Genomic DNA, 13,865 nt, shown 5'->3' with positions numbered 1-13,865 from the left:
GGTGCTCCTACGCTCCCGGGCATGGTGGACCCCGAGGTACTGGAACGGATCGCCGCGCGCCGCGCGGAACTGGACGAGCTGGAAGAACAGCTGGTCAAGCAGCTGGACCAGGTGCGGGCCGAGCGGGACGAACGCGCAGTCGCCGAGAGGGTCCTGACGCGGATGAGCGAGCGGACAGCTGGGGAACGGGCTGCCGTCGCACCGGCGTCAGCGCAGGTTGGCGGGCGTGCGGTGCTGCTGGTCCCGCACCGTGGCGACAGCGTTGACGAGACCGCGCTGCCCGAGGACTACCGCCGGATACTGGCGATCGTGCGAGCCGCCGGCGGTCCGGTGCAGGTGCGGGCGGTGGGCGAAGAGCTGGGCCTTCCGGTGGAGGCGCGCGGGAAGCTGGAGCCGCTGCGGGCGAAACTGGTCAAGCTCGAGGACCGCGGATGGCTGCACAAACGCGGCGACGGGAAGTTCACCGCACGGCTGTAGCCATCCCGGCCCTGCACGCCGCAGGGGCGTAACCGGAGGGCCCCCGGCGGCAGTTGAGTTTGGTGTGAAGAAAAACAACGGTCTCGTCGAGGGCCCCGACGGTCTTGTCTACACCGCCCGCCTGCCGCTGTCGAGTGCCACCTTGAACTGGCTCGCCGACCTGATCCGCGGCCACTGCAAGAAGATCGGATCGCGGTGGCGGGCCCTGTCGGCAGGGAGGATCGCCGGCATCGTGCTGGCGGTGCTGCGCTGTGACCAGCGGCCCGGCGACCTGGCCGGCGGGAACGGGGTGCACCGCACCACCGTGACCCGGTGGGTGCGCGAGGTCGTCGGCCTGCTGGCCGCTCGCGCCCCGCGCCTGGACCGCGCGCTCAAGAAGATCACCCGATCGGGTGGCGGGGTGGCCCTGCTGGACGGTTCTCTGATCCGCACCCACCGCCGCACCGGGACCGAGAACCGGAAGAACTACTCCGGCAAGCACAAATGCCACGGCCTGCTCGTGATCGCGCTCACCGACGACAAGGGCCGCCTGGTCTGGGTGAGCGCGGTCCGGCCCGGACGCACCTCGGAGATCACCGCCTGCCGCCACGACAAACTGACCGCCCATCTGCGCGCGGCCGGCCTCGGCGCGATCGCCGACCTGGGCTTCGTCGGCCTCGACGACAGCGACCCCGACGCCGACCCGGCGGTGATCACCGGCTACAAGGCCGCCCGCAACCGACCCCTGACTCGAGGTCAGAAAGTGTCCAACAAGGCGCTGGCCGCGGTCCGGGCGCCGGTCGAACACGGCTTCGCACACCTGAAGAACTGGCGCGTCCTCGGCAAGGTCCGCACCGACCCGAAGTGGGCGACCGCGCTGGTCCGGGCCCTTCTGGTCCTGACGAACCGCGAAGTCGCCCGCTGACCGACGATCTACGCCGAAGTCATACGTCCACAACCAGCGTGAGCACCCTGACGCCGACGCACACCAGAACCATGACCTGCAACTTCACGATGCACACCACTCATTGGAGCGCCTTGAGGGTGAGCTGAAGTCGGCGAGGGCGTGTTGGAGCGTCGGGTGGTGGCGGTGGAGGCGCTGGCGCCGGACTACCGGCGGTTGGTGGAGACGGCGGAGTCCGGTGGGGAGGGCGGTGTCGGTCTGACGATGCGGGAGGTGGCGGTCGCGGTCGGCCGGGATCCGGTCGCCGCGGTGACGGAGCGAAGTGGTCGGGTCCCCGGGGAACGAGGTTCCCCGGGGACCCGACCGTCAGGTGCGCCCCGAGCGCGGACGCGAATCAGCTGTTCAGCCGATCGTCCACTGCTGCAGCGGCGAGTTGGTGTTCCCCCGCTGCGTGACCAGGGCCCCGTCGGCGCCGGAGGCGGTGGTGAGCAGCAGTCCGCTGCGCACCGAGGAGATGTTGTACGAGCCGTTCGCCAGCTGGTTGAGGCTCCAGCGCTGGTTGGTGCTGCCGACGCACGACCACTGGTCGATCGTGGCGCCTTGGGCGCTGGTGCCGCCGGAGACGTCGGCGCACAGGCCCGACGCGTTGTTCACGAGCAGGTTGGAGCCGTCGGGCAGCGGGAGGAACTGCCAGCTCTGGTTGGCGCCGCCGTTCGTGGACGAGGTGTCGAGCGAGGTGCCCGCTCCGCCGCTGCTGTTGGGATCTTCAAGGGCCTTGCCACCGGTGGTCAGGGAGTGGCTTCCGCTCACGGTGGGGCCGGCCGGCTTGATCAGCCACTGCTGCAGCGGCGAGCTGCTGTACGCCTGCTGCGTGACCGGGGCGAGGTTACCGGTCGAGGCGGTTGTGAGCACCTGTCCGCTGGACACCGAGCTGATGGTGTAGTAGCCGCTCACCTGCTGTGCGAAGGCCCACTCCTGGGCGGCGCCGCCGATGCACTGCGTCTGGACCACCGCAGCGCCCGAGGCACCGGACTTGGCGACCGCACACAGGCTCGACGACCAGTTCATGATCAGGTAGGAGCCGTCGGGCTGGGGAAGCAGCACCCAGTCCTGGTTGGTGCCGCCGTTCAGGCCGTACGTCTCGAGCGGGACGCCGTCGCTGCTGTTCCAGTTGGGGTCGTCGAGGGCCTGGCCACCGGTGGACAGGGTGTAGGTGCCGCTCAGGTCGGGGCTGCCCGAGGTGGTCGCGGGGTGCGCGACGGGCGGGGCGGGGTGGGTGGCGGCCGATGCCGCGGGGATCGTGGCGAGGGTCGCCGCGGTGGCGACGCCCGCCACGGCGAGCCAGTGCCGAGCCTGGTGCCGGGCGCGCGACGGAGACGTTGATCGCTTCATTTCAGGACTCCCCTTGCGGTTCGCACGGAGCCTGGGACAGGGCCCTGTCGCGGGCGACGGTCACGTGGACCGCACGTCGCCGCTGGAAGGGGCCGCTGCGGTCGGCTTTCACCGGCGACCCCGTCCCCCCACCCTGCTGGCTCCGCAAGCTGACTTGCGGTGTCTCCGACAGTAGGAGCCGGGCAGGGCCGTGCCCGTGCAGGCGGCGTGTGGCACGACGTTGCAGGTCACGGCTGCCAAGCGGCAGGAACCGGCAGGATGCGGCGCTCGGACGGCGACCCCGGCCACGTAGGCGAAGGCCCGCTCGGCCCTGCGGCGCAGCATCTCCGAGTTGGCCCGCACGGCCATGGCCCGGGCGTCGCCCGCGACGTGGCCGTCGTCCCGCGGTCACGGCAGGCTCGCGGGCGCGATGCCTTGCCCGCGGTCGGCGAGGTCGGCGCAGCCGGTCGCGCCCATGGTGCGGACCACCCGGCCGGTCAGTACGGTCACGTCCTGCGGGGTGAGCAGCAAGGCTTGGGCGATCTGCCGGTCGCTGTGGCCGGCACCGGCCAGCTCCAGCACGCGGTGCTCGGTCATCGACAGGCTGGGGGCGGGCGGCGGCACCGGGCCGGGGCGCACGCCCAGCCCGGTCAGCGCCCCTCCGGCCCGGCTGGCCAGCAGGACGCTGCCGCAGGCATCCGCGAGGTCCAGCGCCCGGGCGAGGCTGCGCCGGGCCCGATCGGCCTCGCCGGTGCGCGCCAGGGCGACCCCCGACTCGTAGAGCGCCCGGGCCAGTTCGAGCCGGGCCGGGGACTGCTCCAGCACGGCGACGGCCTCGTGCAGCAGGGCGGCCCCCTCCGCTCCGCCCGTCACGACGCCCAGGCAGCGTGAAGCCACGCCGATCGACCGCCCGGTGCCCCAGCGGTGCGCCAGCTCCAACTCCTCGGTGGCGAGCCGGAGCGCGTCCGCCCGCTGCCCCAGTGCCAGGTGGGCGAGGGCCGCCTGCGAGCGCCAGGGTGCGAGGGCCAGGTTGGTGACCCCGGCCCACCGCTCCTGTGCCCCGTACTCCAGCAGGACCGCGAGCGCGGCGGCAGGATTGCCCCGCTCGGCGTGCAGCCGGCTGCGGACCAGGAGCAGCGGACCCTGCCAGGCCCAGCCCACCTGGTCGCCGCCGGTGTCCGGGGCCAGCGCCCGCGCCGCCCCGGCCAGGTCGCCGCGCTCGATCAGCGACTCGCCCACCTGGGTCGTCATGGCCGTCCGGACCCGCAGCTCCAGGTCCTCGTCGGACATCGCCGGGTGCCCGAACTCCGGGGTGAGCGCGACCTGCCAGCCCCGGTGGCGGTTGATCGACACCTGCCAGGTCAGCGCCGCCGACACCATGACGAAGGAGCCCTGGCGCCCGGCCGCCTCGGCGATCTGGTCGAACCGCGCCGCCGCCTCGTCGAGCCGATCGGTGGCCACGAAGGCCAGCCCGGCCAGGCTCAGCAGCAGCTGCGACTGGTCCGTGCCCGCCAACCCGCCGCGCAGCGCCCGGTCGACGAGGTCGTCGACGACGGCGGCGCCGCCCTCGCCGCTGAGGGCCGAGACGGACAGCGCGGCGAGCACCGCGCACTCCCCGGGGGTGTCGCCGGCCAGCGCGTGCTCCCGCAGCCGCCGGGCCCGGGACCGCGCGGCGGGGAGGGTGGACAGCTGGTCGTAGCCGATCAGCAGCATCTGGGCCTGCAGGTACCACGACACCTCGCGGGCGATCCCGCTGCCGTCCTCCGCCTCCCGCAGGTCCTCCACCGCGCGGGTGAGCACGTCGACGGCGTCCTCGTGCTGCTGCTCGAGGAACAGCGCGTGGGCGAGCAGGTGGGCCGCCTGGGCCCGGGAGTACGGGTCGGTCAGCGCGTCCGCGGCCTGCGCCAGGCGGTGCCGGCCCGCACCGGCGTCGACCTGCAACTCGTCCGCGCCCAACTCCAGCAGCAGCGGGCCGCGTTCCTTGACCGACATGGGTTCGCGCAGGGCTCGGCGCAGATAGGTCACGGTGACCTCCGGCGCCCCCCGGCCGCGGGTCGCCCTCGCCGCCTCCCGCAGGACCTCCACCCGCCAGGCATCGCCGTTGGGTTCGGCCAGCAGCAGGTGGGCCGCCACTGCGGCCTCGGCCGCGCCTTCGCGGTGGAGCAGTTCGGCCGCCCGGGCATGTCCGTCGGCCAACTCCACCGGCCCGCAGAGGGCTTCGGCGATCGCGGCGCGGACCAGGGGATGCTCGAACCGCGCCGGGTCACCGGGGGCCAGCACCCCGATCCGCTGCAACCGGCGGCCGAGCTCCCGGGTCCTCGCCTCGCCCAGCCCGGCCAGCTCGGCCGCGACCGGCCAGCCGGTGCCGTCCCCCAGCACCACCAGGGCGCGGACCAGCAGGCGGACCGCCTCCGGCTCGCCCGCCAGGCGCTTGACCACAGTGCCCGCCAGGATCCGGCCCCGGAACTCCTCCACCACCAACGCCTGATCGCCGGCCGGCCTGACCCTGTTGTCGGCCAGCGTCCGCAACAGCTCGCGCAGCAGCAGCGGATTGCCCCGGGTCGCCTCGGCGCAGGCGGCGGCGAACCGCGGATCGGCGTCCCCGCCCAACCGCGTTCGCACCAGCGCGGCCACACTGTCCGCGGCCAGGGCCGGCAGCTCCACGGGCCGGCAGTGCGCCTGGGCGCCGATCCGCTCCAGCAGCGGCTCGACCCGCGTCCCGGCATCCGCGCGCGCGGCCAGCACCACCAACAACGGCAGACCACGCACCCGCCGGGCCAGATACTCCAGCCAACGCACCGACGGCACGTCCGCCCAGTGCGCGTCGTCGACCACCAGCGCGATCGGCCCGTCATCGGCGACGTGCACCATCAGCCAGTACAAGCTGTGCAGGACACCCAGCGACGCCTCCGGCGACAACCCCTCCCCCCCAGCGGCACCGTCCACCCGCAAGGCGTACGAGGCCAAGTCCGCCGGGCCCGACAGCAGCCGCTCCCGCCCGGCACGATCGGCCCGGGCCAGCAGCGGTTCGACCAGCTGCCGTAGCACCGAGAAGGCGAAGTCCTGTTCCAGCTCACCGCCGTCGGCCCGCACCACCCGCATCCCACCGGCCTGTTCAGCCTGTTCGGCGGACACCCAGGCATTCAGCAGCGAGGTCTTCCCCATCCCCGCACCGGCCCGCACCAGCACCACCGCGCCCTGACCGGCCCGTGCCTCAGCGGCCGCGCGCTCCACCACCGCGAGCTGCTCGGTCCGGTCGAGCAGCACGGTCCCCTCCCGCAACGCGGGCTTCTCAGGTTCCGCCACGCTCGACAACGCCTTCCCGACCACCGCGTCATCCGCGGTCGGCGCAGACGTGCGGCCGTCCCCGACCGAACGCGTCACCGGCGGAAGCCGCCCGTGCAGCACCCGTAGGTGCGCCTCACGCAGCACCGGACCCGGTTCCACCCCGAGCCCCGCGTCCAACCGCCGCAGCATGTCGCTGTAGAGGGTGAGAGCCGCAGCCTGGCGCCCCTCGCCCGCCCAGGCGAGCATGAGTCGGGAAGCCAGACCTTCGTGGAGGGGCTCTTCGGCGCACAGCACCTGCAGCATCTGGGCCATGGGCGCATAACTGCCCAGCCCGAGACCGATGTCGGCCCACTCCACCGCGACCGCGGTCCGCAGTGCCGTGAGGGCGACCGCCGCCGGATGCTGGAGCCGCCACGGGCCCTCGCCCGCCAGCAGCGGACCACGCCAGCAACCGAGCGCACAGCCGTGAAGCTGCCAGGCGGACTGCGCGTCCCGGGCCGCCGCCGCACGACGGGCCCGCGCCGCCAGATCCTCGAAGCGCGCCGCGTCCGAGCCGTTCAGCCCGAGCCGCAGCCGATACCCGTGTCGCTCCCGCCGCAGCGGCGCGGCCGGCGCGGGCGCACCAGGCATCGCGAGCAGCCGACCCAAGCTGCTGACATGCGAGCGCACAAGCTCGCGACAGGTGCGCGGAGGTTCGCTGCCCCACAGCACGTCAATGATCTCCTCAACGCCGACCACCCGATCCGGCTGGGCGGCGAGCAGGCCCAACAGCGTGCGCTGCAGCCCCGACGGGATGACGACAGAATCTCGCCCGCGCCGCGCCGCAAGGGGCCCGAGCACATCCACGCGAAGTTCCGCGCCGGCATTGTCGTCTGTGGCGCCAGTACCCGTCTTCCTGTCACCGTTCTGGCCGCCTCCCGGACGATCTTCCCGCTCAGCGGCGTGAACGAGCGCGTCGAGCTGCACGGCGTCCACCCCGAGCGCAGCGGCGAGACGGTGCAGCGTGACGGCCCGAGGCCGCGCCCCCCGCTCCAGGTCACGCACGGTACGCTCGCCCACCCGGGCCCGCGCGGCAAGCTGCGCGTGAGTCAGCCCCGCGCTGATCCTCAACCGCCGCAGCCACGCCCCGTCCCGGCCCTCACCGCCGCCTGTAGATGCGGTACTCCCCATCACGCACCAGTCCCCTCCCAGAATGCTGATGCAGACAAGGATCGCCCCGGCAGTCGGCTCGTGTGAGCAGATGTCCGAGATCAAGGGTGGACCGGATGCGCGCCGCCGTCCGCCCCGCGCAGGGTCGGGACCCCGAGCCGACCGCAGCGGTCCTGACCTCGGGTCAGGGGTCGGTTGCGGGCGGCCTTGTAGCCGGTGATCACCGCCGGGTCGGCGTCGGGGTCGCTGTCGTCGAGGCCGACGAAGCCCAGGTCGGCGATCGCGCCGAGGCCGGCCGCGCGCAGATGGGCGGTCAGTTTGTCGTGGCGGCAGGCGGTGATCTCCGAGGTGCGTCCGGGCCGGACCGCGCTCACCCAGACCAGGCGGCCCTTGTCGTCGGTGAGCGCGATCACGAGCAGGCCGTGGCATTTGTGCTTGCCGGAGTAGTTCTTCCGGTTCTCGGTCCCGGTGCGGCGGTGGGTGCGGATCAGAGAACCGTCCAGCAGGGCCACCCCGCCACCCGATCGGGTGATCTTCTTGAGCGCGCGGTCCAGGCGCGGGGCGCGAGCGGCCAGCAGGCCGACGACCTCGCGCACCCACCGGGTCACGGTGGTGCGGTGCACCCCGTTCCCGCCGGCCAGGTCGCCGGGCCGCTGGTCACAGCGCAGCACCGCCAGCACGATGCCGGCGATCCTCCCTGCCGACAGGGCCCGCCACCGCGATCCGATCTTCTTGCAGTGGCCGCGGATCAGGTCGGCGAGCCAGTTCAAGGTGGCACTCGACAGCGGCAGGCGGGCAGTGTAGACAAGACCGTCGGGGCCCTCGACGAGACCGTTGTTTTTCTTCACACCAAACTCAACTGCCGCCGGGGGCCCTCCGGTTACGCCCCTGCGGCGTGCAGGGCCGGGATGGCTACAGCCGTGCGGTGAACTTCCCGTCGCCGCGTTTGTGCAGCCATCCGCGGTCCTCGAGCTTGACCAGTTTCGCCCGCAGCGGCTCCAGCTTCCCGCGCGCCTCCACCGGAAGGCCCAGCTCTTCGCCCACCGCCCGCACCTGCACCGGACCGCCGGCGGCTCGCACGATCGCCAGTATCCGGCGGTAGTCCTCGGGCAGCGCGGTCTCGTCAACGCTGTCGCCACGGTGCGGGACCAGCAGCACCGCACGCCCGCCAACCTGCGCTGACGCCGGTGCGACGGCAGCCCGTTCCCCAGCTGTCCGCTCGCTCATCCGCGTCAGGACCCTCTCGGCGACTGCGCGTTCGTCCCGCTCGGCCCGCACCTGGTCCAGCTGCTTGACCAGCTGTTCTTCCAGCTCGTCCAGTTCCGCGCGGCGCGCGGCGATCCGTTCCAGTACCTCGGGGTCCACCATGCCCGGGAGCGTAGGAGCACCGCGGGCTGGAACGGGCCAGAACCCACGAAGACCTCCCTGCCCGATGATCTACACGCCAGACTGCCGCGCATGACCAGCACGAGCACCCGGGCACGGAATCACACCAGGCCCGTGACCTGCCACTTCACGATGCACACCACTCATTGGGAGACGACCTGGCCTGTTTCGGCGGCGTCGGCCCAGACCACCAGCTCGATGCCGGACTGCAGCGCTGCGTGTGCCTGCGCGGCCGCCAGTTGGGACTTCCCGACCCCGCCGCCCCCGGTGAGCACCTGGGTCGGCGCGGCCGGTTCCTGCCCGGGGCCTGATGGTTGATGTAGCCCGTGGCGGGGTTGGAATGCGGAAGCCAGCACGGGCACTTCTCCCACGCGTACCGGCCAGCTCACTGGCTGGGGCGCGGCCATCAGGTAGGTGTTGTACTGGCGGGAGTGGGAGCCGTTCTGGATGCCCGTCGGGCCGTGGAAGGTGCTTCCCGTCGTCGCCCCGCCCTGGTCGGAGGGTGGGCCGCTCACCGCGTCTGCCCGAAGTGGTTCTCCTGACGGGAGTTGGGTCCGGTCTGGATGGCAGCCGGGCCGTGGAAGGTGTTGCGTGTCACCGCGCCTTGGCCAGGCTGCTGGCGCAAGACCGGGTCGGCGAGAAGCTGCCGCAGCCTGTCCACGGCTTCGTCCCGCTCCGCGCTCTCCAAGCATTCCAGGGCCTGCGCGAACCGGGCCTCCCATGCGGCACTCTGGTGCGAACGGCCAATCTCCGCTGGCGGGTTGGACACGACTACCGGGAGATGAAGCAGGCCCTGGGCCTGGCCCACTTCGAGGGCCGCACCTTCGGTGGCTGGCACCACCACGTCACCCTCGTCTTCCTCACCCACGCGTACTGCACCCTGCGCAGGCTGGGCACCGCCCCAAAAGACGCGGCGCCAGCCTGAGCCTCTACCAGGTCGTCCGCGAGTTGCAGACCCTCCTGGCGACCTGGACCGGCGCCTGCCTCGCCTGCCCTGCCCTGCCTGCCTGCCTGCCTGCCTGCCTGCCTGCCTGCCACCGTGACATACCCACACGACAACGGACCTGATCAAGCACTACTAGGAGGACCGCCGTCGAACGGCCTGCCGTGCCCCCGCGCGATCGGCACCGGACAGCTCCGGAGCCCGTACGCTGTCGGCCGTGCGACGGCGGTCCGTAGGGGACGGCCGGTCCGCGACACCGGAGGTGGGAGGCAGTCGATGGAGTTCGAGGACCGGGTTCCGTTCGTGGTCCGGCTGGAGACCGAGGACCGGCAGGTGCTGTTCGCGGCCGGGACGCGGATGGACTTCTCTGCCCGCCAGGTGCTGCTGCGCGAACACGAGCCGTCGGCGCACGTGCTGGTCCTCTTGTCCGGTTGGACGAAGGTGACCTCCGCCGCAGCCAACGGCTACGAGGCACTGCTCGCGCTGCGCGGGCCCGGCGACATCGTCGGCGAGAGTGCCGCGCTCAGCGGCCGGCGCCGGTCAGCGACGGTGACCGCGCTGGGCCGGGTCGAGGCGCTGGCGGTGGTCGCCGACCGCTTCAGCGCCCTGCTCGACGAGCGGCCGGGCCTGGCAAAGGGGCTGCTCGCGCTGGTCGCGGACCGCAGCCGGGATAGCGACCGTCGGCGCGTGCAGTACGCCGCGATGAACGTGCAGGAGCGGTTGGCGCTGCTGCTGCTGGAGTTGATCCGCGGCCACGGCCAGGAAACCGGGGACGGTGTGCAGCTGACGCCCGGTCTCACCCAGAGCGAGCTGGCCGGCTCGGTCGGCGCCTCCCGGGAGGCGATCGCCCGGCTGCTGAAGGGGCTGCGGGAGCGCGGTGTGGTCCGCACCGAGCGACGCGGCCTGGTGGTGCTGCGGCCCGAGGTACTGCGGCAGATGGTCCGCCGGGGGCAGGCCTGAGACCGGACAGCGCACCCACTCTGTGTACACGGTCACATTCCGAGTGTGCTAATTTCCGTCGCCGGACACCGCACCGACGTGGCACCTTCGTCGAAGTGCAGACGGGCCGCGCCGAAGGCCCCCGTTCCCATCGGAAGGCAGCCATGCGAGAGCCTGTGAACCGGACCATCCTGCTGCTCGACATCGCGGGGTCCAGCGGCCGCGACGACGTGGTCAAAGCCGTGCTGCGGCGGAGCCTGAACGCTGTTGTCAACCAGACCGTGCTCGCCGCCGGGGCGGAGGCGACCCAGCAGTACCGCGAGGACCGCGGTGACGGCCTGATCGTGCTGCTCGACGGCAACGTGGCCAAGACGGCGGTGCTGCGCGCCCTGCTGACCACGACCCCCGAGCTGCTGCACGAGCACAACCGGCTCGCCTCGGCCGGCTCGCAGATGCGGCTGCGGATCGTGCTTGCGGCCGGCGAGGTGACCTACGACCCGCACGACGGCACGGTCGGCGGGCTGGTCGGGCACGATCTCGACCGGGCTTTCCGGCTGCTCGACTCCGACTTCCTGCGGAACGCGCTGACAGCACGGGCCGGCGAGCCCTGCGTCCTGCTGGTCAGCGGCGCGGTGTACGACGGCGTGGTGCGGCACGGGCACCGAGGGGTGCGGCCGGAGCTCTTCCAGCGTGCCCCGGTGGCGGTGAAGGACAGCGTCCTGACGGGGTGGCTCTACAGCGGGAACGGGACGGTCCAGAAGACCGCGGGCCAGGACGCCGGGACCTCGCTGGGCTCGGCACCCGCGGCCGCCGCGTCGGCCACGCCTGCGCTCCAGCGCCCTGCCGGCGCGGTGTTCCACTTCCACGGCGCCCCGGTGGTGCACGGCTCCATCGTCGGCGGAGACCAGCACGGGGTGAGCGGCGGCCACGTCACCGGCGACGTCATCCTCGGCGGCACGGTCGCCGGCTCCGAGGGCAGTGCCGGGAACGCCTCGTGAGCGACCAGCAGGACCCGGTGGGCGCGGCCTCTCCGGAGCCGTCCGGGCCACCCGACCAACCGAACGCCGCAGCCCCGAACTCCGCCGGTTCGGACGCCGCCGATTCGGACGCCGCGGCGGCCGCCCAGGCCGAGGCGGAGGACCAGGCGGATTTCGCTTGGGACTCCCTGCGGAACCTGTACCGGCACAGCCCCGCGATCATGCTCGGCCGCTCGGCGCAACTGGGCGGTTCGTTGGTCGGCGGAGACCAGCACGGGGTCAGCGGCGGCCACGTCACCGGCGACGTCATCCTCGGCGGCAGCAAGGTGGAGTATCACCTCGGCGGTGACGACGAGCAGCGGTCGGGCGAGATCCCCGCCGCCGAAGTCACTTTGCTCGCACGACACTTCGTACAGCCGGAACCAGCCACGGACGCCTTGAAGGGCGACTCTCCGGACGCGGTGCCCGCCTGGCAGCACGGAAGTCCGTTCGACGTCGCGTTCGAGAAGCTGCGCAGCACCCGGGTCGTGGTCCTCTCCGGCCCCGCCACCACGGGCCGTCGGGCGGCCGCCCTGATGCTGCTGAAGGCCGTCGGCACCACCTCCTACCGGGCGCTGGATCCCGGATTGGCGCCGGGTCGGCTGCCCGGCGAACTGCGGGAGCACTGCGGCCACCTGCTGGCCGACTACAGTGCCGGCCCCGAACGGCCGCTGCGCGAGCACCACGTGCGGGCGCTGAGCGAGCGGCTCCGGGACACCGGCGGCCACCTGGTCATCGTGGTGGGACCACACCCCGTGGTCCAGGGCGGCGGCCATGTGCCTTGGCAACCGCCCGAGTCGGAGCAGTTGCTCCGCGGCCACCTGCGCGGCAGGGAGCTGGGCGGACACGGGATCGACGAGTTGCTCGCCCTGACCGAGGTCCGGTCGCTGCTCGAACACCGGCGCCCGGTGTCCGAGTTGGCCAGGTTCGCTGATCGGGTCGCCGAATTCGCCCGTGGTGTGATCGAGTTGGACGGCCTCGCGGCATTCGGCCACTACGCCGCCGAGCAGCAGGTGCGGGAGTGGTTCGACGGCACCGGGCAGCCGACGGCCGACGGGCAGCGGCCGCTGCACGACAAGGCCTTCCTGATCGCGCTGGCCGCGTTCGACGAGGGGCCCTACGCGCTCACCGCCGAGTTGGGTGACGACCTCTTCGGGCGCTTGCAGCGGATCGAGAACCCGGGCGAGCCGACCCGCATCCCGGTCTTCGGCACCTCCAGCGCCCAGCGTGTCGAGTACGCGCACGCCGACCGCTACGAGGAAGCAGAGGAGACCGAGTGGGGGCCGGTGCTGCAGACCAAGATCCAGTTCCGGGACCCGCGCACCGCGATCACGCTGCTGCGCGAGGTCTGGACGGGCCACCCCTCGTCGCGCCCCGCCCTGGTCGGCTGGCTGCGCCGGATGGCGACCGATCCGCGCCCGCTGGTGCGGACCCGGGCCGCCTCCACCACCGCCGTCCTGGCGGAGACGGACCTGTCCTCGACCATGGGGCTGCTGATCACCCGCTGGGCGGCCGGCCGGCTGTTCCGCGAGCGGCTGGCTGCAGCGAACGCGCTGGCCCTCGCCCATCACCTGGGCGCGCCGCACGTCCCTCGGATCCTGCAGGAGTGGTGCACGGCCCCCGACCACCGGCTGCGCTGGACAGCGGTGCGCGCCTACGCGCTGGTCGGGGAGGCGTTCCCGGCGCAGGCCGTCGCGGCGCTGGTGGAGGCCGTGCGCGCGTACGAGCTGCGCGGGCAGCCGGCGAGCGGCTGGCCCGATGAGCTCGACCAGCTCGCCCAGTCGGCAGCGACGCTGCTGCTGGCCGCCGGGCAGCGCGCCGGCGAGGCGGCCGACCGGCCGGACACCGCGGCCGCGCTCTGGTCCGAGCTGGTCCCGCTGGCGGCGCGGGGGCGGCTACGGGAGTTCGTCCTGCTGACCGTCATCCACGCGTGCGGCCCGGCGGACGGCGCGCCGGGCGCCGGGCGGCCGATCCTGCTCGACCAGTACGCCCGTGCCTCGCGCACCCCCGGCACGGCAGGAGGCCTGCTGCGGCAGTCGCTCGCCGAAATGTGGCGGACGGTCCTCAACGACCCGTTGTACTCGCGGTCGGGACTGGAGGCAATGCGCCAGTGGGTCCGGGCCGCGGACCGGGACCCGGAGGCAGAGCGCGCGCTCTGCCACCTGTTGCCGGAGCTGGACCGCTCGGGGGAGGAGCACAAGCGGCTCTGCTACCTGCTGGAGAACCTCGGCAGAGGCAAGCCGGGAGGCGGCGGACCCGCCGTCGCCACCCGGTTGCTGGCGGTCCTGCAGCAACAGGACGCCGCACGGCCACCGCGCCTGTTCGCACCGTAGGCCGTGTCGTAGTCCTGCGACATCACCCGGCCAGGACCGGCAGAGCGGCGCGTGACACAGGAGCTGCACGGATCTGTGCA

General features: G+C 72.9%; 10 protein-coding genes and 2 pseudogenes. 6 read left to right on the top strand and 6 right to left on the bottom strand.

Annotated elements, in window-relative coordinates:
* Positions 1–21: 21 nt before the first annotated feature.
* Together OG403_RS27505 and OG403_RS27500 are read left to right on the top strand one after the other, a co-directional pair.
* Positions 22–477 (top strand): hypothetical protein, encoded by a 456-nt coding sequence (locus tag OG403_RS27505; RefSeq protein WP_329568890.1) that lies wholly within the window; start codon positions 22–24, stop codon positions 475–477.
* Positions 478–541: 64 nt separating this feature from the next.
* Positions 542–1,381: a transposase family protein gene (locus OG403_RS27500; RefSeq protein WP_329568899.1), complete on the top strand. Its 840-nt coding sequence runs from the start codon at positions 542–544 to the stop codon at positions 1,379–1,381.
* A 381-nt stretch (positions 1,382–1,762) separates the two neighbouring features.
* Here the strand turns inward: OG403_RS27500 and OG403_RS27495 are convergent, their stop codons facing one another.
* The 6 genes and pseudogenes from OG403_RS27495 to OG403_RS27470 all read right to left on the bottom strand — a co-directional run bounded on the left by OG403_RS27495 (position 1,763) and on the right by OG403_RS27470 (position 9,069).
* Complete coding sequence (locus OG403_RS27495; RefSeq protein WP_329568897.1) at positions 1,763–2,752, bottom strand: RICIN domain-containing protein; 990 nt, start codon at positions 2,750–2,752, stop codon at positions 1,763–1,765.
* A 387-nt stretch (positions 2,753–3,139) separates the two neighbouring features.
* Positions 3,140–6,649, bottom strand: coding sequence for an ATP-binding protein (locus tag OG403_RS27490; RefSeq protein ID WP_329568896.1), 3,510 nt, complete (start codon positions 6,647–6,649; stop codon positions 3,140–3,142).
* A 378-nt stretch (positions 6,650–7,027) separates the two neighbouring features.
* Positions 7,028–7,189: pseudogene (locus OG403_RS36775) on the bottom strand (helix-turn-helix domain-containing protein); the annotation flags it as partial.
* Between the two features lie 80 nt (positions 7,190–7,269).
* The gene (locus tag OG403_RS27480) at positions 7,270–8,016 is read right to left on the bottom strand and encodes a transposase family protein (protein WP_329568892.1); all 747 of its coding nucleotides are present in this window, start codon (positions 8,014–8,016) and stop codon (positions 7,270–7,272) included.
* A gap of 64 nt (positions 8,017–8,080) precedes the next feature.
* Positions 8,081–8,536 (bottom strand): hypothetical protein, encoded by a 456-nt coding sequence (locus tag OG403_RS27475; RefSeq protein WP_329568890.1) that lies wholly within the window; start codon positions 8,534–8,536, stop codon positions 8,081–8,083.
* A 161-nt stretch (positions 8,537–8,697) separates the two neighbouring features.
* Complete coding sequence (locus OG403_RS27470) at positions 8,698–9,069, bottom strand: hypothetical protein (RefSeq protein ID WP_329568888.1); 372 nt, start codon at positions 9,067–9,069, stop codon at positions 8,698–8,700.
* Positions 9,070–9,269: 200 nt separating this feature from the next.
* On the opposite strand from OG403_RS27470, the pseudogene OG403_RS27465 reads away from it, so the two are divergent.
* The 4 genes and pseudogenes from OG403_RS27465 to OG403_RS27450 form a co-directional block, all read left to right on the top strand.
* Positions 9,270–9,479 (top strand): annotated as a pseudogene (locus tag OG403_RS27465) (IS701 family transposase); the annotation flags it as partial.
* Between the two features lie 294 nt (positions 9,480–9,773).
* Positions 9,774–10,457, top strand: coding sequence for a Crp/Fnr family transcriptional regulator (locus tag OG403_RS27460; RefSeq protein WP_329568885.1), 684 nt, complete (start codon positions 9,774–9,776; stop codon positions 10,455–10,457).
* Positions 10,458–10,600: 143 nt separating this feature from the next.
* Positions 10,601–11,434: a hypothetical protein gene (locus OG403_RS27455; RefSeq protein ID WP_329568883.1), complete on the top strand. Its 834-nt coding sequence runs from the start codon at positions 10,601–10,603 to the stop codon at positions 11,432–11,434.
* The gene (locus OG403_RS27450; RefSeq protein ID WP_329568881.1) at positions 11,431–13,785 is read left to right on the top strand and encodes a hypothetical protein; all 2,355 of its coding nucleotides are present in this window, start codon (positions 11,431–11,433) and stop codon (positions 13,783–13,785) included. Before OG403_RS27455 ends, OG403_RS27450 begins: the two co-directional genes overlap by 4 nt.
* Positions 13,786–13,865: the final 80 nt, after the last annotated feature.

It is taken from the genome of Kitasatospora sp. NBC_01266 (genome assembly GCF_036242395.1).
Taxonomy (GTDB): Bacteria; Actinomycetota; Actinomycetes; order Streptomycetales; family Streptomycetaceae; genus Kitasatospora.
The sequence above is the reverse complement of the archived record's forward strand: the minus strand, read 5'-3'. Positions and strand labels throughout refer to the sequence as shown.

Excerpts from the sequence above, each read along its gene's own strand:
- OG403_RS27460 (WP_329568885.1), top strand. The coding sequence starts at position 9,774 with ATGGAGTTCGAGGACCGGGTTCCGTTCGTGGTCCGGCTGGAGACCGAG.
- OG403_RS27505 (WP_329568890.1), top strand. The coding sequence starts at position 22 with ATGGTGGACCCCGAGGTACTGGAACGGATCGCCGCGCGCCGCGCGGAA.
- OG403_RS27455 (WP_329568883.1), top strand. The coding sequence starts at position 10,601 with ATGCGAGAGCCTGTGAACCGGACCATCCTGCTGCTCGACATCGCGGGG.
- OG403_RS27495 (WP_329568897.1), bottom strand. The coding sequence starts at position 2,752 with ATGAAGCGATCAACGTCTCCGTCGCGCGCCCGGCACCAGGCTCGGCAC.
- OG403_RS27490 (WP_329568896.1), bottom strand. The coding sequence starts at position 6,649 with ATGCCTGGTGCGCCCGCGCCGGCCGCGCCGCTGCGGCGGGAGCGACAC.
- OG403_RS27475 (WP_329568890.1), bottom strand. The coding sequence starts at position 8,536 with ATGGTGGACCCCGAGGTACTGGAACGGATCGCCGCGCGCCGCGCGGAA.